Below are 22,304 nucleotides of genomic sequence, written 5' to 3' on the forward strand. Positions count from 1 at the left end.
GGGCGGGGGGGGCGGGGCGCCGGGGGGCGGGCGTCGGGTGTTCGCGGGGGGGGGGGGGGGGTTCCCCACCCACCCCCCCCCCGCCGCCCCCCCGCCCCGGGGGGGGGCGCGGGCCCCCCCCGTGACCGGAGCGCGGCTACGTGCGCCGCACGATGATCCGCTGCAACGCGATGAACGCCAGCAGCAGCGCGCCGATCACGATCTTCGTCCACCAGGACGACAGGGTGCCCTCGAACGAGATCAGCGTCTGGATCGTGCCCAGCACGAGCACGCCGACCACCGAGCCGACCACGAACCCGACCCCGCCGGACAGCAGGCTGCCGCCCACGACCACGGCGGCGATGGCGTCCAGCTCCATGCCGACCGCGTGCAGGCTGTAGCCGGACAGCATGTAGAGGCTGAACAGCAGGCCGCCCAGCGCCGAGCAGAACCCGCTGATCACGTACACGCCGATCTTCACCCGCGTGGTGGCCAGGCCCATCAGCCGCGCCGACGACTCGCTGCCGCCGACCGCGTACACCGTGCGCCCGAACCGGGTCAGGTGCAGCACGTACACCGCCGCCAGCACGACCACCAGCGCGATCACCACGCCGTAGGTGATGCTGACCCCGCCCGGCAGCGGGACCGACGAGGTGGCCAGGTCGCGGAACGTCGGGTCCTTGATGGACACCGACTCCACGCTGATCACGAAGCACAGGCCGCGGGCCAGGAACATGCCCGCCAGGGTCACGATGAACGGCTGCACGCCGAACCGGTGGATCACCCAGCCCATCGCGAGCCCGAGCCCCGACCCGGCGGCCAGCACCGTGATCACGACCAGCCACGCGGGCCAGCCGGCCTGGAGCGCCGACGCCGCGATCATCGTGGACAACGCCACCACCGACCCGACCGACAGGTCGATGCCGCCGGTCAGGATCACGAACGTCATGCCGACCGCGAGCACGATCAGGAACGCGTTGTCGATGAACAGGTTCGCCACGACCTGGCCGGACGCGAACCCCTCGTACCGCACCGAGCCGACGCCGAACGTCGCCACGAACACCACGAACGTCGCGATCACCGGCAGGAACCGCTTCGGCACGCTCACCGACCACCCGGACGACCTGCGCGCGGGCGCGGCGGGCGCCTGCGGTTCGAGGGTCACTGTCTCCTTCATGCCGGCACCCCTTGCCTCACCCGGATCCTGAGCGGCGCCTGCATGAGGCACACCGCGATCACCACGATCGCCTTGAACACCAGCGTGATCTCCGGCGCGATGCCGATCGTGTAGACCGTCGTGGTCAACGTCTGGATGATCAACGCCCCGAGCAGCGTGCCGGTCAGCGAGTACCGGCCGCCCGCCAGCGACGTGCCGCCGATCACGACGGCCAGGATCGCGTCCATCTCGATCCACAGGCCGGCGTTGTTGGCGTCCGCCGCGCTCACGTTCGAGCTGATCATCAGCCCGGCCACGCCCGCGCACAGCGCCGCGAACACGTACACCGTCCAGATGATGGTCCGCGCCCGCACGCCGGCCAGCCGCGACGCCGACGGGTTCACGCCGACGGACTCGATCAGCAGCCCCAGCGCGGTCCGCCGGGTCGCCAGCGCCACCAGCCCCAGCACCGCGAGGCTGATGAGGATCGCGATCGGCAGCACCAGGAAGCCCGCGCCCACCTGCCGGTAGGAGTCGTCGTTCACGGTGATGATCTGGCCCTCGGTGATCAGCATCGCGACCCCGCGCCCCGCGGTCATCAGCACCAGCGTGGCGATGATCGGCTGGATGCCCAGCACCGACACCAGGAACCCGTTCCACAGCCCCAGCGCCGCGCACAGCAGCAGGGCGAGGCCCATGCCGAGCCACGCGTTGCCGCCCGAGGCGATGTACGTGCACGTCACCGCGCCCGCGATGGCCGCCACCGCGCCGACCGACAGGTCGATGCCGCGGGTCGCGATCACCAGCGTCATGCCCAGCGCGATCAGCAGCGTCGGCGCGCCGTTGCGCAGGATGTCGACCAGGCTGCCGTACAGGTGCCCGTCCTGCAGCCGCAGCGAGAAGAACGACGGCGTCACCACCACGTTCAGCACCAGCAGCGCGACCAGCGCCAGCACCGGCCAGAGCAGTCGGTTCTTCACGACGCCACCGCCTTCTCGACACCGTGGTCGGCGCCGTGGTCGCCGCCGCCCGCGATGAGAGCCATCACGTCGTCCACACCCGCTCCACCGTCCAACTCCGCCACCTTCTGCCGGTCGCGCATCACCACGACCCGGTCGGACACGCGCACCACCTCCTCCAGCTCGGCGGAGATGAACACCACGGCCATGCCCTCCGCGGCCAGGTCGGCCACGACCTTCTGGATCTGCGCCTTCGCGCCGACGTCGATGCCGCGCGTCGGCTCGTCCAGGATCAACAGCTTCGGCTGGGTCACCAGCCACCGCGCCAGCAGCACCTTCTGCTGGTTGCCGCCGGACAGGTTGCCGACCGCCCGGTCCGGGTCGGCCGGCCGGATGTCCAGCAGCTCGATGTACTTGGCCACCAGCTCGTCGGCGAGCTTGCGCGGCACGGGCCGGGCCCAGCCGCGCGCGGCCTGCATCGCCAGGATCAGGTTGTCCCGCACGCTCAGGTCGGCCACGATGCCCTCGGCCTTGCGGTCCTCCGAGGAGAACGCGATGCCGGCCTCGATCGCCGCCCGCGGCCCGGTCAGCCGCACCGGCTCGCCCTCCACCAGGACCCGGCCGGAGTCGGCCTTGTCCGCGCCGAACAGCAACCGCGCGACCTCCGTGCGGCCCGAGCCGAGCAGCCCGGCCAGCCCGACCACCTCGCCCTTGCGGATCTCCAGGTCGAACGGCGCCACGGAGCCCTTGCGGCCCAGGCCCTCGGCCACCAGCAGCGGCGCGCCCGGCGCGTTCGTGCGGCGCTCGATCTCCTCCAGCACGCCCATCTCGCGGCCGAGCATCGCCGACACCAGGTCGATCCGGCTCAGGTCGGCGGTCATGTGCTCACCGACCAGCCGGCCGTTGCGCAGCACCGTCATCCGGTCGGAGATCTCGTAGACCTGCTCCAGGAAGTGCGTCACGAACAGCACCGCGACACCCTCGTCGCGCAGCACCCGGATGATGCGGAACAGCTCGGCGACCTCGTCGGCGTCCAGGCTGGACGTCGGCTCGTCCAGCACGAGCACCCGCGCGTCGACCGCCACGGCCCGCGCGATCGCGACCAGCTGCTGCACGGCGATCGGGTGGCTCTCCAGCACCGAACCGGGGTCGATGTGCAGCCCGATGCGCGCCAGCAGCTCGGCCGACCGCGCGCGCATCGCCTTGCCGTCGATGCGGCCGAACCTGCGGGGCTCCCGCCCGAGCAGGATGTTCTCCGCCACGGTCAGGTTCGCGCAGAGGTTGACCTCCTGGTACACCGTGCTGATCCCCGCGGCCTGCGCCTGCGCCGGGCCGTGGAACGACACGGGCTCGCCCGCGTAGCGGACCTCGCCCGCCGCGAGCGGGTGCACCCCGGTCAACGCCTTGATGAGCGTCGACTTGCCCGCACCGTTCTCGCCCATCAACGCGTGGACCTCGCCGGGGAACAGCCGGAAATCCACCTCCTGCAGAGCCTTCACGCCGGGGAACTCCACCGAGATGCCCCGCATGTCGACGACCGGCTCGGTCACCGGACAACTCCCCTCACACGACGTCGGCGGCGCCGACAATCGGACGACTGGGTGCGGCCCCCGCCACCACACCCGGAGGGTGGCGGGGGCCGCGGCTTGGGATCAGTACTTGCGGTTGGGGAGCTCGGCCTTGGCCTGCTCCGGGGTGAACGTCGTCTCCTCGGTCACCACGCGCGGCGGCACCTCCTCGCCGGCCACGACCTTCTTCGCCAGCTCCATGAGCTGGTCGCCGAGCAGCGGGTTGCACTCGACGATGAAGTTGATCTCACCGGCGGCCAGCGCGGTCATGCCGTCCTTCACCGCGTCCACGGTGATGATCTTGATGTCCTTGCCCGGCACCTTGCCCGCGGCCTTGATGGCCTCGATCGCGCCCAGGCCCATGTCGTCGTTGTGCGCGTAGACCACGTCGATCTGCGGCACGGACTTCAGGAACGCCTCCATGACCTGCTTGCCGCCCGACCGCGTGAAGTCACCGGTCTGCGTGGCCACGATCTTCAGGTCCGTGCCCGCGATCGCGTCCTCGAAGCCCTTCTTGCGGTCGATGGCCGGCGCGGCGCCCGTGGTGCCCTGCAGCTCGACGATGTTCTTCGCGCCACCGGCGTTGGCCTTCAGCCACTCGCCGGCCTTCTTGCCCTCCTCCACGAAGTCCGACCCGAGGAACGTCTTGTAGAGCGACGTGTCGTCCGAGTCGACCGCGCGGTCGGTCAGGATCACCGGGATGTTCGCGCGCTTGGCCTCCAGCAGCACGGCGTCCCACCCGGTCTCCACCACCGGGCTGAAGGCGATGACGTCGACCTTCTGCTGGATGTAGGAGCGGATCGCCTTGATCTGGTTCTCCTGCTTCTGCTGCGCGTCGGAGAACTTCAGGTCGATCCCGGCCTTCTCGGCCGACTCCTGGATCGACTTGGTGTTCGCGGTGCGCCAACCGCTCTCGGCGCCCACCTGGGCGAAGCCCATCGTGATCTTGTCGTCGCCCCCTGCGCTACCCGTGGAACCCGCGTCCCCGGACCCACCACCGGACCCGCACGCGGTCAACGCGGCCAACAGGACCGCGGCGGCGGCGGTCGTGATCTTCTTCAACACTGGTCTTCCTCCGTGTGAACCCGAGACACTGACGGGATGGCGAACCGCGTGACGGTGGTCACCTGGGGCACAAGAGTGAACGCTCACAATCGACCAGTCAACCCCCCGGAAACGTCAACTTCGCATCCTTGACACGTTTGTGAGCACAGTCGTATGTTAGCGCTCACTTTTGTGACTCAGCCCACCACTCACACCCGGGTGCCCAGTTCATCCGCGGCCTGCCGCCGCGCGCGAGACGAGAGTGACGCCCCACATGGTCTCCCTTCGGCTAAGGCCCCGCCCGCTCGTCGCGACGCTGGTCGCGGCGCTCGGCGCGGCGGTCCTGACCTCGCCGCCCGCCACCGCGGCGGACGGCCTCGTCCTGCACTACCCCCTCACCGAAACCGCTGGAGCCGTCGCAGTGGACACCTCGGGGGGTGGGCGCAATGGAATCGTTATGGGGGACGCCACGCCGGGCGGCGCGGAAGGGCTCCAACTCGGCGGCGTGAACGGCCACGTGAAGCTGTCCGACCACGTGCTGCGCGACCTGGCCGAGGTCAGCGTGTCGCTGCAGGTGCGCATTGCCCCGGACCAGGCGACGCCCTATTTCATCTACGGCCTCGGTAATTCCTCGGGCACAGCCGGTAATGGCTACCTGTTCACCACCGGCAACGCCTACCGGTCGTCCATCGCGACCGGCAACTGGTCGACGGAGCAGACCGTGACCGCCGGCCGGGACCTCGCCAGGGGTGTCTGGAAAACGCTTACCTACACGCTCGGCGGCGGCACGGCCGTGCTGTACGAGGACGGCGTCGAGGTCGCCCGCAAGACCGGTGTGACGATCATCCCGGCGATGATCGGCGGCGGCTCGACCACCGCCAACTACATCGGCCGCTCCGTCTACAGCGGCGACCGGTACCTCAAGGGCACGGTCCGCGACTTCCGCCTCTACAACCGGGCGCTGACCGCCGCGGAGGCGCACGAGCTGGGCTTCGTGCCGGACGACGAGCGCGGCCGGCGCGACCTCGCCGCGATCGACCTCGGCGACACCTCGGCCGTGACCGAGGACCTCGCGCTGCCCGTCACCGGGCCGTACGGCTCGACCATCACGTGGCAGTCGAGCGACCCCGCCGTCGTGTCGGCCTCCGGCGTCGTCACCCGCCCCGCGCCCGGCGGCCGGCCCGCCACCGTGACGCTGACCGCGACCGCCGCCGGGCAGACCCGGGAGTTCCAGGTGACCGTGCGACCGCAGCTCACCGACGACGAGAAGGTCGCCGAGGCCGACGCCGCGCTCGTGGTGTGGGACGCCGACGACATCCGCGGCAACATCACCCTGCCCGCCACCGGCCTGCACGGCACCACCGTCACGTGGAAGAGCAACAAGCCCGACGTGATCACGCCCACCGGCGAGGTCACCCGGCCCGCGCACGGCCGCAAGCCGGTCAAGGTGCAGCTCACCGCGGAGATCCGGTCCGGCGAGGAGACCACCCGCAAGAAGTTCAAGGTCACCGTGACCCCGCTGCCGCAGCGGCAGGACTACGAGGGGTACCTGTTCGGCTACTTCACCGGCGAGGGCTCCGCCACCGGCGAGCAGGTCTACTTCGCCGCCAGCCGCGGCAACGACGCGCTGAAGTGGGACGAGCTGAACCAGGGCAGGCCCGTGCTCACCTCGTCGCTGGGCGACAAGGGCGTGCGCGACCCGTTCGTCATCCGCTCGCCCGAGGGCGACAAGTTCTACCTCATCGCCACCGACCTGAAGATCCACGGCAACGGCAACTGGGACCTCGTGCAGCGCAAGGGCAGCCGCTACATCGAGGTGTGGGAGTCCACCGACCTGGTCAACTGGGGGCAGCAGCGGCACGTCCTGGTCTCACCCGAGACCGCGGGCAACACCTGGGCACCCGAGGCGTACTACGACGAGTCCATCGGCGCCTACGTCGTCTTCTGGGCCTCGAAGCTCTACGCCGAGGACGACCCCGAGCACACCGGCAACACCTACAACAAGATGCTGTACGCGACCACGCGCGACTTCCGCACGTTCAGCGAGCCGCAGGTGTGGGTGGACCCCGGCTACTCGGTGATCGACTCGACCGTGATCAAGCACGGCGACGAGTACTACCGGTTCACCAAGGACGAGCGGAACAACACCTCCAGCACGCCGTGCAGCAAGTTCATCCTGGCCGAGAAGTCGACGCGGCTGCGGGACACCTCCTACGACTTCGTGGCCGACTGCATCGGCAAGGGCTCGATCAACCAGGGCGAGGGGCCGACGGTGTTCAAGTCCAACACCGAGGACCGCTGGTACCTGTTCATCGACGAGTTCGGCGGGCGCGGCTACGTCCCGTTCGAGACCACCGACCTCGCCTCCGGCGAGTGGACCCTCGCCACCGGCTACGAGCTGCCCAGCCGACCGCGGCACGGCACCGTGCTGCCCGTGACGAAGGCCGAGCTGGAGCGCGTCCGCGCCGCCTTCCCGTGACCCTGCCTCCCCGGCGCCCCTGCACCGGAGCACAGGAGTTCGCATGTCCCGTGTCGTGATGGCCGCGGCCCTCGCCGCGAGCCTGCTCGTCGCCGCGCCCGCCTCGGGCGCGGCGACGGACCCCGACTACACCCTGTCCATCGACCCCACGGCCCGGGGCGCGGCGATCGACGACACCCTGTACGGCGTCTTCTTCGAGGACATCAACCGGGCCGCCGACGGCGGCCTGTACGCCGAACTGGTGCAGAACCGGTCGTTCGAGTACGGCCCGGCCGACAACGCCGCCTACACGCCGCTCACCGGGTGGGCGCCGACCGGCGGCACCCTCGACGTGGTGGACGACGACGCCCGCCTCAACGAGCGCAACCGCAACCACCTGCGCCTCGGCCTGCCCGCGGGCGTGATCAACTCCGGCTACGACTCCGGCATCGCCGTGGAGAAGGGCAAGCGCTACGACTTCTCCGCCTGGGCCCGCACGGACCAGGCCGGCGGCACGCCGCTGCGCGTCGGCCTCACCGACCCGGCGGGCAAGGACCTCGCGCCCCGGCTGGACCTGCGGGTGACGGGCGACGGCTGGACCAAGTACACCGGCACGTTCACCGCGCGCGAGTCGTCCACCACCGGCCGGCTGCTGCTGGAGGCCGACGGCTCCGGCACGTTGCGGCTGGACATGGTCTCGCTGTTCCCGCAGGACACGTTCAAGGGCCACGGCCTGCGCAGGGACCTGGCCGAGAAGATCGCCGCCCTGCGGCCCGGCTTCCTCCGCTTCCCCGGCGGCTGCCTGGTGAACACCGGCAGCCACCAGGGCTACGAGGCGCCCGGCTGGGAACGCCGCCGCTCCTACCAGTGGAAGGACACCATCGGCCCGGTCGAGCAGCGGGCCGCGAACTGGAACTTCTGGGGCTACAACCAGTCCTACGGCCTGGGCTACCACGAGTACTTCCAGTTCGCGGAGGACATCGGCGCGATGCCGCTGCCCGTGGTGCCCGCGCTCGTCACCGGGTGCGGCCAGAACCGCGCCACCGACGACCCCGCGCTGCTGGAGCGGCACATCCAGGACACGCTCGACCTGGTCGAGTACGCCAACGGCCCGGCCGACTCGCCGTGGGGCCGCAAGCGGGCCGAGATGGGCCACCCGGAGCCGTTCGGGCTCACCCACCTGGCCGTGGGCAACGAGGAGACCCTGGCCGACGAGTTCTTCGCCCGGTTCACCCGGTTCCGCGCCGCCATCGAGGCGAAGCACCCCGGCATCACCGTCGTGGGCAACTCCGGCCCCGACGACACCGGGGCCACCTTCGACCGGCTGTGGCAGCTCAACCGCGACGCCGGCGTCGCGATGGTGGACGAGCACTACTACAACGCGCCGAACTGGTTCCTGGAGAACAACGACCGGTACGACACCTACGACCGCAACGGGCCCAAGGTGTTCCTCGGCGAGTACGCCTCCCAGGACGACAAGTTCGCCAACGCCCTCGCCGAGGCGGCGTTCATGACCGGCCTGGAGCGCAACGCGGACGTCGTGAAGCTCGCCTCCTACGCCCCGCTGCCGGCCAACGAGGACCACGTGCAGTGGAAGCCGGACATGATCTGGTTCAACAACCACGCGTCCTGGGGCTCGACCTCCTACGAGGTGCAGAAGCTGTTCATGACCAACGTGGGCGACCACGTCGTCAAGAGCACCGCGTCGGGCACGCCGTGGACGCCGACCCCGATCACCGGCGCGATCGGCCTGTCGTCCTGGGCGACCTCCGTGGCCTACGACGACGTGGTGGTGACCGCCGCCGACGGCCGCGTGCTGTTCTCCGACGACTTCTCCGGCGACGCGTCCCGCTGGACCGGCAACGGCACGGGCAGCTGGGGCGTGGTGGACGGCCGGTTCGTGCAGTCCGACCCGGCCGTGGCCAACCCGCTGATGACCGCGGGCGACCCCACCTGGAACAACTTCACCGTCAGCGTGAAAGCCACCAAGCTGTCCGGCAGCGAGGGCTTCCTGATCCCGTTCGCGGTCAACGGCGCGGGCAACCCGTTCTGGTGGAACCTCGGCGGCTGGAACAACACCCGTTCGGCGGTGGACGGCGGCAACTCCTCGCGCGTGTTCCACGCCGACAACACCACGATCGAGACCGGTCGGACCTACGACCTGCGGATCGAGGTGCGCGACCGGACCGTGGAGCTGTTCATCGACGGGCGGCTGTGGGCGGGCTTCACCGACGAGGGCACCGGGAACCCGGAGCCGTTCCGCCACGTCGTCACCCGCGACGAGGCCACCGGCGAGCTGATCGTCAAGGTGGTCAACGCCCGGGACAAGCCCGCCCGCACCGCGATCGACCTCGGCCGCGGCGCCTGGGTCGTGCCTGCCGCCGAGGCGACGATCGTGGAAGGGCTGCCCGACGACGTCAACACCCAGTTCACCCAGCCGGTCAAGGCCAGGAAGGCGCACGTGCGGGTGTCCGCCTCGTTCACCCACACTTTCCCGCCGCACTCGGTCACGTTCCTGCGCATCAAGGACCGGCGTCGATGACCGCGCCGACCCCGCAGCGCACCCCCGCGATTGGAGCCACCGTGTCCCTGGACCGCAGGAGCCTGTTCCGCGCCGGCGGCGCGCTCGCCGTCGCGGGCGGGCTGACCGCCTCGGCGTCGGCCGTCGCCGCGCCGGGCGGGCCGGACGCCGCCGCCGCGACCGCCGGCGGCCTGCCGACCCGCAACCCGCTGGTCGAGCGGCGCGCCGACCCGTTCATCACCCCGCCGACCGACGGCATGTACTACCTGACCGGCTCGGTGCCCGAGTACGACCGGGTGGTCGTCCGGGGCGCGCCGACCCTCGACGGCCTGGCCGACGCCCGGGAGCGCACCATCTGGCGGCGTCCGCCGTCCGGGAGGATGGGCGGCTACATCTGGGCCCCCGAGCTGCACCGCATCGACGGCAGGTGGTACGTCTACTTCGCCGCCGGCGACTCCGACGACCCGTTCCGCATCCGCACCTACGTGCTGGAATCGGCCAAGGACGACCCGCGCGAGAGCGGCTGGGAGCTGCGCGGCCAGGTGGTCACCGCGTGGGAGACCTTCACCCTCGACGCGACGACCTTCCCCCACCGCGGCAAGCGGTACTTCCTGTGGGCGCAGCACGAGCCCGGCATCGACACCAACACCAACCTCTACATCGCCGAGATGGCCTCGCCGCTGGCGCTCAAGACCGCGCCGGTGCGCATCGCCACCCCGACGCTGGACTGGGAGGTGCAGGGCTTCCGGGTCAACGAGGGCCCGGCGGTGCTCATCCGCAACGGCCGGGTCTTCGTGACGTTCTCGGCCAGCGCCACCGACGCCCGCTACTGCATGGGGCTGCTCACCGCGGACGAGAACGCCAACCTGCTCGACGCGCGCTCGTGGACCAAGACGCCCACGCCGGTCTTCGCCACGAACGAGGCGACCGGCCAGTACGGGCCGGGGCACAACTCGTTCACCACGGTCGGCGACCAGGACGTGCTGGTCTACCACGCCCGCGACTACCGGGCGATCACCGGCGACCCGCTGTTCGACCCGAACCGGCACACCCGCGTGCAGCGGCTCCACTGGAACGCGGACGGCACCCCGAGCTTCGGCGTGCCGGTCGGCAAGGGCGGGCCGGTGGTGCGGCTGTCGCCCGCCGACGCGCCGGAGCTGTTCGTCCGGCACTTCGAGTACCGGCTGCGGGTCGACGGCGCCGTGCGGGAGGTGGCCGACTCGCAGTTCCGGTTCGTGCCCGGCTTCCTGGGCGCGGGCACGGTGGCCGTGCAGTCGGTGAACTTCCCGGACCGCTACGCGCGGGTGGACGGCGCCGCGGTCCGGATCGACCCGTACGAGGACTCCGACGCCCACGGGCGGGCCGCGTCGTTCGTCCGGGTGCCGGGCCTGGCCGACCGCGACGCGGTGTCGCTGCGCTCGGCGGCGGACCCGCAGGCGTACCTGTCCCACGACACGGGACGTTTGGTGGTCGCCCGGCCGGGCGGCGACCGACGCGCCCGCGAACGTGCGACATTCCGGGTGAGCTGAAGCGTCCCTGCGCTGGTGGGAACGGTCCCTGGTGGACAATGGACCGCGCACCTGCGGGGTGATCAGGGTGTGTTATCGCTAACATTGGGTTGGCAGCAGTGTCGGACACAGGCGGAGATGGGGCGGTAGTGGAGCACAGGACCTCGCGCGATCCCGCGATGACGGACGTCGCCCGGCTCGCCGGGGTCTCGCACCAGACGGTGTCGCGGGTGCTGAACGGGCACCCCAACGTCCGGGAGCAGACCCGGCTGCGGGTGCGCGCGGCCATCGCCGAGCTGGGCTACCGGCCCAACAAGGCGGCCCGCGCGCTGGTCACCGGCCGATCCCAGCTGATCGGGGTGGTGGCGCAGAACTCGACGCTCTACGGCCCCGCGTCGCTGCTGGCCGCGTTCGAGGCGGCGGCGGCCGAGGCCGGGTTCGCGGTCAGCGTCGGCCGGGTCAACGTGCTGGACCGCAACTCCATCTCCGACGCGGTGGAGCGGCACCGCGACCAGCGGGTGGCCGGGATAGTGGTCATCGCGCCGACCGCGTCGGACAACCAAGCGGGCGGCGACGTGTCCGCCGGCATCCCGCTCGTCACGGTGGACGGCGACCCGGAGCGGTCCACCCCGCTGGTGACGGTGGACCAGGCGGCGGGCGCGTTCGCCGCGACCACGCACCTGCTGGAGGCGGGCCACCGCACGGTGTGGCACGTGTCGGGCCCGTCGGACTGGTTCGACAGCCTGGGCCGCATCCGGGGCTGGCGGTCGGCGCTGGAGACGGCGGGCCTGGAGGTGCCGCCGGTGGTGCCGGCCGACTGGAGCGCCGCGTCGGGGTACCGGGCGGGCCAGATGCTGGCGCGGATGCCGGAGGTGACGGCGATCTTCGCGGCGAACGACCACCTGGCGCTGGGCATCCTGCGGGCGATGAGCGAGCGGGGCCGCCGGGTGCCGCACGACGTGAGCATCGTGGGCTTCGACGACGTGCCGGAGGCCGCCTACTTCATCCCGCCGCTGACGACGATCCGGCCGGACTTCCACGCGGTGGCGAAGGAGACGCTGGAGCTGCTGCTGGCGCAGGTCGGCGACGGGGACGTGGGCGCGTCGCAGCGGACCGTCGCGCCGGCCCTGGTGAAGCGGGACAGCGTCGCGCCGCCCGCGGGGTGACCCCGGGCGGGCCCGGCGGGCGCGACGGTGCGGTCCCGAGGCTCCGCTCGCGTGCCCGGCCACGACCGGTCGCGCTTCAAGGGCCCGGAGGGGGCGGCAGGGGCCTTGGCGGGGCGGTCGTGCCCGGGCGGCACGGCGGCACGCGGCGGGGCAGTGGGGCTTGGCTGGGCGGCTTGGCGGGGCGTACGGCCCGGCTCGGCGGCCGGGCGCAAGGCTCGGCCGGGCGGCACGCGGTAGGGCTCGGCTGGGCGCTGGGAGGCACCCGGTAAGGCTGCCGAGCGGTCCGGCGGCACGCGGTGAGGCTTGGCCGAGGGCGGCCGGGCGGCTGGGCGGTAGGCAGCCGGTGTGGTGGGCGCGGTGCGGCAGGCGGCGGGGCGAGGCCGGTCCCGGCGGGTGTGGCGGCGGGCCGGGAGGGCGAGGACGGGGCGCGGCGGTGCGGTGGCGTACGGGATCCCGGTACGGTGGCGCGCCGCCCGCGCAGTAGCGTGAAGCGGTGTCGCACGGCACAGCGCCGTGCCGTCGCCGCGACCGAAGGGCCCTACCGGAGGCCCTAACGACCGCACCGCAACATTTTCGTGCCGTCTCCGCCCATCTGCGGTCCCGCACGAGCGCCGAACGCGCCTAGGCTGGAGTGGCGTCGCAGCGGCCCCGCAACCCGCTGAACACGGCCTTTTGTGCACGCTCACCATCTGTTTAAGACCACGTTGCGGGCAGGTCTTGACGTCGTGAATGTTAGCGATAACACTCACTCACCATGGCGAGCGATCCATTGGTGGTGGGTGTCGACTTCGGCACGTTGTCCGGGCGCGCGGTGGTCGTGCGGGTGCGCGACGGCCTCGAACTCGGCACCGCGGTGCACGACTACCGGCACGGCGTGCTGGACCGGGCGCTGCCCGACGGCCGCTCGTTGCCGCCCGACTGGGCGTTGCAGGTCCCCCAGGACTACGTGGACGTGCTGAAGCACGCCGTGCCCGCCGCGCTCGTCGACGCCGGGGTGGACCCGGCCGACGTGATCGGCATCGGCACGGACTTCACCGCGTGCACGATGGTCCCGGTCAAGGCCGACGGCACCCCGCTGAACGAACTGCCCGAGTTCACCGGCAACCCGCACGCGTACGTGAAGCTCTGGAAGCACCACGCGGCCCAGCCGCAGGCCGACCGCATCAACCAGCTGGCCGCCCAGCGCGGCGAGAGCTGGCTGCCCCGCTACGGCGGTCTGATCTCCTCGGAGTGGGAGTTCGCCAAGGGGCTCCAGCTGCTGGAGGAGGCCCCCGAGGTCTACGCGGCGATGGACCACTGGGTCGAGGCCGCCGACTGGATCGTCTGGCAGCTGTGCGGGGTCTACGTGCGCAACACGTGCACCGCGGGCTACAAGGGCATCTACCAGGACGGCTACCCGTCCGAGGAGTTCCTGGCCGCGCTGAACCCCGACTTCGCCGGTTTCGTCGCCGAGAAGCTCGACCACCCGCTGGGCCGCCTCGGCGACCGCGCCGGCGGCCTGACCGAGCAGGCGGCGGAGTGGACCGGGCTGCGGCCCGGCATCGCGGTGGCCGTCGGCAACGTCGACGCGCACGTCACCGCGCCCGCCGCCCGCGCGGTGGAGCCCGGCCAGATGGTCGCGATCATGGGCACGTCCACGTGCCACGTGATGAACGCCGACGTGCTGGCCGACGTGCCGGGCATGTGCGGCGTGGTGGACGGCGGGATCGTGCCCGGGCTGTGGGGCTACGAGTCCGGGCAGAGCGGCGTCGGCGACATCTTCGGGTGGTTCGTGGAGCACAACGTGCCGCCGGAGTACCACGAGCAGGCCGCGGCGCGCGGCATCTCGGTGCACGAGCTGCTCACCGAGCTGGCCGCGCAGCAGCGCATCGGCGAGCACGGCCTGATCGCGCTGGACTGGCACAGCGGCAACCGCTCGGTGCTGGTGGACCACGAGCTGTCGGGCGTGGTGGTCGGGCAGACGCTGGCCACCCGCGCCGAGGACACCTACCGGGCGCTGCTGGAGGCGACCGCCTTCGGCACCCGGGTGATCGTGGACTCCTACACCGACGCGGGCATCCCGGTGACCGAGCTGGTGATCGCGGGCGGCCTGCTGCGCAACCCGCTGCTGATGCAGATCTACGCCGACGTGACGAACCTGCCGCTGTCGGTGATCGGCTCCGAGCAGGGCCCGGCGCTCGGCTCGGCGATGCACGCCGCCGTCGCCGCCAAGGCGTACGAGGACATCCGCGCGGCCGCCGACGCGATGGGCTCGATCAAGCGGGGCGCGTACCTGCCGATCCCGGACAACGTCGAGGCGTACGAGCGGATGTTCGTGGAGTACCAGGAGCTGCACGACTACTTCGGCCGCGGCGTCAACGACGTCATGCACCGGCTCAAGGCGCGGCGCCGCGCCGCCAAGGGGGAGTGACCGGTGTCCGTGCTCGAAGACCTCCGCCGCACGGTCGCGGACCTGCACCGCGAGCTGACCCGCTACGAGCTGGTGATCTGGACCGCGGGCAACGTGTCGGCCCGCGTGCCGGACCGGGACCTGATGGTGATCAAGCCGTCCGGGGTGTCCTACGACGAGCTGACGCCCGAGGCCATGGTCGTCACCGACCTGCACGGCAACCTCGTGGAGGGCGACTACTCGCCGTCCTCGGACACCGCCGCGCACGCGTACGTGTACCGGCACATGCCCGAGGTGGGGGGAGTGGTGCACACGCACTCCCCGTACGCCACGGCGTGGGCGGCGCGCGGCGAGCCGATCCCGTGCGTGCTCACCATGATCGCCGACGAGTTCGGCGGTGACGTCCCGGTGGGGCCGTTCGCGCTCATCGGGGACGACTCGATCGGCCGGGGCATCGTGGAGACGTTGCGGGAGAGCCGTTCCCCGGCCGTGCTGATGCGCAACCACGGTCCCTTCACGGTCGGCAAGGACGCGCGGGCGGCGGTGAAGGCCGCGGTGATGCTGGAGGACGTGGCGCGCACCGTCCACTTCGCGCACCAGCTCGGCACGCCCAAGCCGATCGAGCAGCACCACATCGACAGCCTGTACGCCCGTTACCAGAACGTCTACGGGCAATGAGCCCACGAGGGGAGCCCCGCATGTCGCCTGCTGGGAAGCCGCAGGTCTGGTTCCTGACCGGGAGCCAGCACCTCTACGGCCCGGAAACGCTCGAGCAGGTCGCCCGGCAGTCGCAGCAGATCCAGCGGATGCTCACCGAGTCGGGGAGGATCAGCGCGGAGGTGGTGTGGCAGCCGGTGTTGACCGACACCGCCGCGATCCGCGCCGTGATGCTGGAGGCGAACGCCGACCCGTCGTGCATCGGCGTGATCGCGTGGATGCACACGTTCTCGCCCGCCAAGATGTGGATCACCGGGCTGGACGCGCTGCGCAAGCCGCTGCTGCACCTGCACACGCAGCTCAACGAGGCGCTGCCGTGGTCGACCATCGACATGGACTTCATGAACCTCAACCAGGCCGCGCACGGCGACCGCGAGTTCGGGTTCATCCAGACCAGGATCGGCGTGCCGCGCAAGACCGTCGCGGGCCACGCGAGCGACCCGCTGCTGGCCGAGCGGATCGACGGCTGGGTGCGCGCCGCGACCGGCTACAGCCACCTGAACGGGATGAAGCTGGCCCGGTTCGGCGACAACATGCGCGGCGTCGCGGTGACCGAGGGCGACAAGGTGGAGGCCGAGCTGCGCTTCGGCGTCTCGGTGAACACCTACGGCGTGAACGACCTGGTCGAGGTCGTGGACGCGGTCGAGGACGAGGAGGTCGACGTCCTGGTCGCCGAGTACGCCGACGTCTACCGGCTCGCGCCGGAGCTGGACAAGGGCGCGGCGCGGCACGACTCGCTGCGCTACGCGGCCCGCATCGAGGCCGGTCTGCGCCGGTTCCTCACCGAGGGCGGCTTCGGCGCGTTCACCACGAACTTCGAGGACCTGGGCGGGCTGCGGCAGCTCCCGGGCCTGGCCGTGCAGCGGCTGATGGCCGACGGCTACGGCTTCGGCGGCGAGGGCGACTGGAAGACCTCCGCCCTGCTCGCCGCGGTCAAGGCGATGGGCGCGGGCACGGGCCGCGGCACGTCGTTCATGGAGGACTACACCTACCACTTCGGGCCGGGAGAGCCGAAGATCCTGGGCGCGCACATGCTGGAGGTCTGCCCGACCATCGCGGCCGACCGGCCGTCGTGCGAGATCCACCCGCTGGGCATCGGCGGCCGGGAGGACCCGGTGCGGCTGGTGTTCGACGCGGCCGCGGGTCCGGCCGTGGTCGTCGGCCTGGCCGACCTGGGGGAGCGGTTCCGGCTGGTCGCCAACGAGGTCGAGGTCGTGCCGCCGGACGAGCCGCTGCCGAACCTGCCGGTGGCGCGCGCGGTGTGGAAGCCCGCGCCGTCGCTGTCCACGTCCGCCGAGTCGTGGCTGACCGCGGGAGGCCCGCACCACACCGTGATGACGCAGGCCGTGGGCGCGGATACGCTGCGGGACTTCGCCACCATGGTGAACACCGAACTGGTGGTCATCGACCGCGACACGACGACCGCGTCGTTCAGCGACCGCCTGCGCTGGAACCAGGCGTACTTCCGACTCGCGCAGGGCCTGCACTAGCGACCCCGCGCACGCAACACCGCCAAAGGGAGAGAGAGAAACAATGAGGTTTCCGCGGATCGCCGCCATCGCGTCGGCCGGCCTGATCCTCGCCGCCTGCGGATCGGCGGAGAAGACCGTCGACCAGGAGTCCGGCTCGACGGAGGGCGCGCTGGTCGGCGTCACCATGCCGACCCGGTCGTCGGAGCGCTGGATCCACGACGGCGACAACATCAAGAAGGCGTTGGAGGAGAAGGGCTACCAGGTCGACCTCCAGTACGCCGAGAACGACATCCCCACGCAGGCCAACCAGATCGAGAACCAGATCACCAAGGGCGCGAAGCTGCTCATCGTCGCCTCGATCGACGGCACCGCGATCACCTCGCAGCTCCAGCAGGCGCAGGACGCGAACATCCCGGTGATCGCGTACGACCGGCTGCTGCGCAACACCGACAGCGTCGACTACTACGCCACGTTCGACAACTTCAAGGTCGGCGTGCAGCAGGCGACGTCGCTGCTCACCGGGCTCAAGGTGATCAACGCCGACGGCAGCGCGGGCGAGGCCAAGGGACCGCTGAACATCGAGCTGTTCGCCGGCTCGCCGGACGACAACAACGCCACGTTCTTCTTCAACGGCGCGATGTCGGTGCTCCAGCCGCACATCGACAAGGGCACGCTGGTGGTCAAGAGCGGCCAGACCGACTTCAAGACGGTCGCCATCCTGCGCTGGGACCCGGCCACGGCCCAGAAGCGCATGGAGGACCTGCTGACCTCGACCTACGGCGGCGCGCAGGTGCACGGCGTGCTGTCGCCGTACGACGGCCTGTCCATCGGCATCCTGTCCGCGCTCAAGAGCAGCGGCTACGGCACCGCCGGCAACCCGTACCCGATCGTCACCGGCCAGGACGCCGAGGTCGCCTCGGTGAAGTCGATCATCGCGGGCGAGCAGTTCTCCACGATCTACAAGGACACCCGTGAGCTGGCCAAGACCACGGTGACCATGGCCGACGCGGTGCTCAAGGGCGAGAAGCCGCAGGTGAACAACGAGAAGGACTACGACAACGGCAAGAAGGTCGTGCCGTCGTACCTGCTCGAATCGGTGATCGTGGACAAGAGCAACTACAAGAAGGCTTTGGTCGACACGGGCTACTACACCGAAGACCAGCTGAGGTAGTCACCCCATGTCCGACGAGATCCTGGTGATGCGCGGCATCACCAAGCGGTTCGCCGGGGTCACCGCGCTGCACGACGTCACGCTGTCCGTGCGGCGCGGTGAGATCCACGCGATCTGCGGTGAGAACGGCGCGGGCAAGTCCACGCTGATGAAGGTGCTCTCCGGCGTGCACCCGCACGGGTCGTACGAGGGCGAGATCGTCTTCGAGGGCGAGCCCTGCTCGTTCGGCGGCGTCCGCGACAGCGAGCGGCGCGGCATCGTGATCATCCACCAGGAGCTGGCGCTGTGCGGTCAGCTCTCCATCGCGGAGAACCTGTTCCTCGGCAACGAGCGCGCCAGGCGCGGGTTCATCGACTGGAACCGCACGAACCACGCGGCGGGCGCCCTGCTCGCCCGCGTGGGCCTGCGCGAGAACCCCACGACGCCCGTGCACGACCTGGGCGTCGGCAAGCAGCAGCTCGTGGAGATCGCCAAGGCGCTGGCCAAGGACGTGAAGCTGCTGATCCTGGACGAGCCGACCGCGGCGTTGAACGACGACGACTCCGCGCACCTGCTCGACCTGCTCGACGGGCTGCGCGCCGAGGGCATCACCTCGGTGATCATCTCGCACAAGCTCAACGAGGTGACCAGGATCGCGGACAGCATCACGATCCTGCGCGACGGCCGCACCATCGAGACGCTGGCGCCCGCCCGCGAGGTGAGCGAGGAGCGGATCATCTCCGGCATGGTCGGTCGCGACCTGGAGCACCGCTTCCCGCCGCGCACGCCGAAGATCGGCGACGAGGTGCTGCGGATCGAGGACTGGACCGTGCACAGCCCGTCCCAGCCGGACCGGGTGGTGGTCGACCGCGCCACGCTGTCGTTGCGGCGCGGCGAGATCGTCGGCCTCGCGGGCCTCATGGGCGCGGGCCGCACCGAGCTGGCGATGAGCGTGTTCGGGCGGTCCTACGGCGTGGGCGTGTCGGGCCGGGTCGTCAAGGACGGCCGGGAGATCGACACGCGCACCGTCCGCAAGGCCATCGAGAACGGCCTGGCCTACGTCAGCGAGGACCGCAAGCGGTACGGGCTGAACCTGATCCAGGACGTCAAGCTCAACGTGTCGGCGGCCGGGCTGCACAAGCTCGCGCCGCGCGGCTGGGTGAACGAGAACGAGGAGCACGCGGTCGCCGAGCGGTACCGGCGCTCGATGAACATCAAGACGCCCAGCGTCGCCACGCCGACCGCGTCGCTGTCGGGCGGCAACCAGCAGAAGGTCGTGCTGGCGAAGTGGATGTTCACCGACCCGGACGTGCTCATCCTCGACGAGCCGACCCGCGGCATCGACGTCGGCGCCAAGTACGAGATCTACTCGATCATCAACGACCTGGCCGACCAAGGCCGCGCGGTGCTGGTCATCTCGTCCGAGCTGCCGGAGCTGCTGGGCCTGTGCGACCGGGTGTACACCCTGTCGGAGGGCCGGATCACCGGTGAGCTGGACCGCGCGGAAGCGACCCAGGAACGCCTGATGCACCACATGACCCAGGGACAGACCTCATGACCACCAAGACCGCCGCCACGCCGGCGGCGACCCAGGCCGGCCCGCCGCAGCGGCGGTTCACGATCAACCTGCGGCAGTCCGGCATCTACATGGCGTTCGCGCTCATCGTGGTGCTGTTCACGGTGCTGACGGACGGTGCGCTGCTGACCCCGCAGAACATCTCCAACATCATCGTGCAGAACTCGTACGTGCTGATCCTGGCCATCGGCATGATCCTGGTGATCATCGGCGGGCACATCGACCTGTCCGTCGGGTCGGTGGTGGCGCTGACGGGCGCGATCTGCGCGGTGCTGACGGTGCAGATGGACCTGCCGTGGCCGCTCGCGGTGCTGATCACGCTGCTCGCGGGCGCGGTGATCGGCGCGGCGCAGGGCTACTGGGTGGCGTTCTTCGGCATCCCGGCGTTCATCGTCACGCTGGCGGGCATGCTGGTGTTCCGGGCGCTGACCCTGACGGTGCTGGGCAACCAGGGCATCGGGCCGTTCCCGGACGAGATCCGCACCCTGGCCAACGGCTTCACCGAGGGCTACCTGGGCAACGTGGGCCTCGGCCCGCTGGGCGGCGCGGACCTGGTCAGCCTGCTGGTCGGGGTCGCGGTGGTGGTCGGGTTCGCGGTCAACGAGTGGCGCAAGCGCAAGGCGCGGCTCGGCTACGGGCAGGTCGTGGACCCGTTCGGGATCTTCGTGGCCAAGATCGCGCTGGCCGCGGTGATCGTGCTGGCCGTGGTCGTGCAGCTGGCCCGGTTCCGCAACCTGCCGTGGGTGCTCGTGCTGCTCGCGGTGCTGGCGATGGGCTACTCGGTGATGGCGAACAAGTCCGTCTTCGGCCGGCACATCTACGCCATCGGCGGCAACCTCCAGGCCGCCACGCTGTCCGGCGTGAAGGTCAAGCAGGTCACGTTCTGGGTGTTCGTGAACATGGGCCTGCTGGCCGCGCTCGCGGGCGTGATCTTCGCGGGCCGGCTCAACCAGGCCGGCCCGACCGCGGGCAACGCGTTCGAGCTGGACGCGATCGCGGCGGCGTTCATCGGCGGCGCGGCGGTGCAGGGCGGCGTGGGCAAGGTGGTCGGCGCGATCACCGGCGGCCTGATCATGGGCGTGATCAACAACGGCATGTCGTTGATCGGCGCGCCCAGCGAGCGGGTGATGCTGGTCAAGGGCCTGGTGCTGCTGGCCGCCGTCGCCTACGACGTGTGGACCAAGCGCCGCGGCCGGGCGTGACCACCCTGTTGGTTGATTACAAAGTGTTCGACTGACGCGACACTTTCCCACATGAGTGCTCGTGGCCCCCGCGGCCGGGTCGTGTCGGTCCTGTCGGCGGTGCTCGCCCTCGGCTTCACCTCGGCCCCGGCCGGGGTGGCCGAGGGCGCGCACGTCGACTACCACGAATGGCGGGCCGCGCGGCTCGCCGAGGGCGCGCACGAGGGCACCGCGCCCGTGCCCGGCGGGCTCGCGATCCGCCACCCCGTCGGGATCCTCGACGGCTACGAGTACGCGCGGTGGACGTCACCGCGCCGGGTCACCGGCTTCGCCGCCACCCAGGCCGTCGCCTCCTGGAACGCCGACACCCCGCCCGGCACCTGGCTGCAGGTCGAGCTGCGCGGCGACGACACGCCCTGGTACGTGATGGGCCGGTGGGCCTCCGGCGACGGGGACATCGCCCGCACCAGCGTCCCCGGCCAGGCCGACGAGCACGGCTCGGTCGACGTGGACACCTTCCTCGCCGCCCGGCCGCTGCGCGCCTACCGGCTCCGCGTCACCCTCTACCGCCTGGCGGACGGCGGCGCGTCCCCGTTGCTGCGCATGGCCGGCGCGATGGCCTCCGCCGTGCCGGACCGCTTCACCGTGCCCGCGAGCGCGCCGGGCGTGGCGAGGGGGATCGAACTGCCCGTGCCGCGTTACTCGCAGAACGTGCACGAGGGCCACTACCCGGAGTACGACGGCGGCGGCGAGGCGTGGTGCAGCCCGACGTCCACGGAGATGGTCGTCGAGTACTACGGGCGCGGCCCGAGCGCCGAGGACCTGTCCTGGGTGGACCCCGGACACGCGGACCCGGCCGTCGACCACGCCGCCCGGCACACCTACGACCGGGCCTACGGGGGCGCCGGCAACTGGCCGTTCAACACCGCGTACGCGGCGGGTTTCGGGTTGCGCGGCCACGTCACCCGGCTGCGCTCGCTGTCCGAACTGGAGCGGCACATCGCCCGCGGCGTGCCGGTGATCACCTCGCAGTCGTTCCGGGAGGACGAACTGGACGGCGCCGGCTACGGCACGGCCGGGCACATCATGGTGGTCGTCGGGTTCACCGGGGACGGCGACGTCATCGCGAACGACCCCGCCTCGCCGTCGAACGACGCGGTGCGCCGCGTCTACGACCGCCGGCAGTTCGAGACGGTGTGGCTGCGGACCCGGCGCCACCTCGCGGACGGCTCCGTCGGCGGCGGTTCGGGCGGCATCGCCTACCTCATCACCCGCTGAGGGGTCTTGACGGCGCGGCCCCGCATCGGATTCACTACGACTGCGGTGGGAACGCTCCCAGAGACTCTGGTGCGCGGCCCGTCACGTCCCACGACGGGCCGCCCCCCACCCCCCCGGGACCCACCAACCAACACCCCCCCGCAATACCCCCCCCCCCCGGGCAACGCGTAACACACCAAGAG

15 protein-coding genes are annotated in these 22,304 nt (G+C 71.1%); 11 read left to right on the plus strand and 4 right to left on the minus strand.

Annotated features, from left to right (window positions below):
- Positions 1 to 136: 136 nt before the first annotated feature.
- The 4 genes from yjfF to ACFXGA_RS21400 form a co-directional block, all read right to left on the minus strand.
- Positions 137 to 1,156 (minus strand): galactofuranose ABC transporter, permease protein YjfF, encoded by a 1,020-nt coding sequence (gene yjfF, locus ACFXGA_RS21385; protein ID WP_378090475.1) that lies wholly within the window; start codon positions 1,154 to 1,156, stop codon positions 137 to 139.
- The gene (locus ACFXGA_RS21390; protein ID WP_378090477.1) at positions 1,153 to 2,115 is read right to left on the minus strand and encodes an ABC transporter permease; all 963 of its coding nucleotides are present in this window, start codon (positions 2,113 to 2,115) and stop codon (positions 1,153 to 1,155) included. The genes yjfF and ACFXGA_RS21390 overlap by 4 nt, the downstream gene beginning before the upstream one ends.
- Complete coding sequence (locus ACFXGA_RS21395) at positions 2,112 to 3,623, minus strand: sugar ABC transporter ATP-binding protein (protein ID WP_378090521.1); 1,512 nt, start codon at positions 3,621 to 3,623, stop codon at positions 2,112 to 2,114. The genes ACFXGA_RS21390 and ACFXGA_RS21395 overlap by 4 nt, the downstream gene beginning before the upstream one ends.
- Before the next feature lie 123 nt (positions 3,624 to 3,746).
- Entirely contained in the window at positions 3,747 to 4,727 is a 981-nt protein-coding gene (locus ACFXGA_RS21400) for an ABC transporter substrate-binding protein (protein WP_378090479.1), read from the minus strand.
- A 436-nt stretch (positions 4,728 to 5,163) separates the two neighbouring features.
- On the opposite strand from ACFXGA_RS21400, the gene ACFXGA_RS21405 reads away from it, so the two are divergent.
- The 11 genes from ACFXGA_RS21405 to ACFXGA_RS21455 all read left to right on the plus strand — a co-directional run bounded on the left by ACFXGA_RS21405 (position 5,164) and on the right by ACFXGA_RS21455 (position 22,122).
- Positions 5,164 to 7,185, plus strand: coding sequence for an immunoglobulin-like domain-containing protein (locus ACFXGA_RS21405; RefSeq protein WP_378090480.1), 2,022 nt, complete (start codon positions 5,164 to 5,166; stop codon positions 7,183 to 7,185).
- Between the two features lie 43 nt (positions 7,186 to 7,228).
- Positions 7,229 to 9,706: an alpha-L-arabinofuranosidase C-terminal domain-containing protein gene (locus tag ACFXGA_RS21410; protein WP_378090482.1), complete on the plus strand. Its 2,478-nt coding sequence runs from the start codon at positions 7,229 to 7,231 to the stop codon at positions 9,704 to 9,706.
- Entirely contained in the window at positions 9,703 to 11,214 is a 1,512-nt protein-coding gene (locus ACFXGA_RS21415) for a family 43 glycosylhydrolase (RefSeq protein ID WP_378090484.1), read from the plus strand. Before ACFXGA_RS21410 ends, ACFXGA_RS21415 begins: the two co-directional genes overlap by 4 nt.
- Positions 11,215 to 11,372: 158 nt before the next feature.
- Positions 11,373 to 12,359, plus strand: coding sequence for a LacI family DNA-binding transcriptional regulator (locus ACFXGA_RS21420; protein WP_378090486.1), 987 nt, complete (start codon positions 11,373 to 11,375; stop codon positions 12,357 to 12,359).
- 754 nt (positions 12,360 to 13,113) lie between these two features.
- Positions 13,114 to 14,769 carry a ribulokinase gene (araB, locus tag ACFXGA_RS21425; protein ID WP_378090488.1) on the plus strand — a complete coding sequence of 552 codons (1,656 nt, stop codon included), beginning with the start codon at positions 13,114 to 13,116 and terminating at the stop codon, positions 14,767 to 14,769.
- Between the two features lie 3 nt (positions 14,770 to 14,772).
- Positions 14,773 to 15,426 carry an L-ribulose-5-phosphate 4-epimerase gene (locus ACFXGA_RS21430; protein ID WP_378090490.1) on the plus strand — a complete coding sequence of 218 codons (654 nt, stop codon included), beginning with the start codon at positions 14,773 to 14,775 and terminating at the stop codon, positions 15,424 to 15,426.
- A 20-nt stretch (positions 15,427 to 15,446) separates the two neighbouring features.
- Positions 15,447 to 16,955, plus strand: coding sequence for an L-arabinose isomerase (araA, locus tag ACFXGA_RS21435; protein WP_378090492.1), 1,509 nt, complete (start codon positions 15,447 to 15,449; stop codon positions 16,953 to 16,955).
- 43 nt (positions 16,956 to 16,998) lie between these two features.
- A complete protein-coding gene (gene chvE, locus ACFXGA_RS21440; RefSeq protein WP_378090494.1) occupies positions 16,999 to 18,108 on the plus strand; it encodes a multiple monosaccharide ABC transporter substrate-binding protein in 1,110 nt (369 codons plus the stop codon).
- 7 nt (positions 18,109 to 18,115) lie between these two features.
- Positions 18,116 to 19,645, plus strand: coding sequence for a multiple monosaccharide ABC transporter ATP-binding protein (mmsA, locus tag ACFXGA_RS21445; RefSeq protein WP_378090496.1), 1,530 nt, complete (start codon positions 18,116 to 18,118; stop codon positions 19,643 to 19,645).
- The gene (gene mmsB / locus ACFXGA_RS21450; protein WP_378090498.1) at positions 19,642 to 20,865 is read left to right on the plus strand and encodes a multiple monosaccharide ABC transporter permease; all 1,224 of its coding nucleotides are present in this window, start codon (positions 19,642 to 19,644) and stop codon (positions 20,863 to 20,865) included. The genes mmsA and mmsB overlap by 4 nt, the downstream gene beginning before the upstream one ends.
- Before the next feature lie 51 nt (positions 20,866 to 20,916).
- Positions 20,917 to 22,122, plus strand: a complete 1,206-nt coding sequence (locus tag ACFXGA_RS21455) for a C39 family peptidase (RefSeq protein WP_378090500.1) — start codon at positions 20,917 to 20,919, stop codon at positions 22,120 to 22,122.
- Positions 22,123 to 22,304: the final 182 nt, after the last annotated feature.

This window comes from Actinosynnema sp. NPDC059335 (genome assembly GCF_042752395.1).
Classification (GTDB): Bacteria; Actinomycetota; Actinomycetes; order Mycobacteriales; family Pseudonocardiaceae; genus Actinosynnema.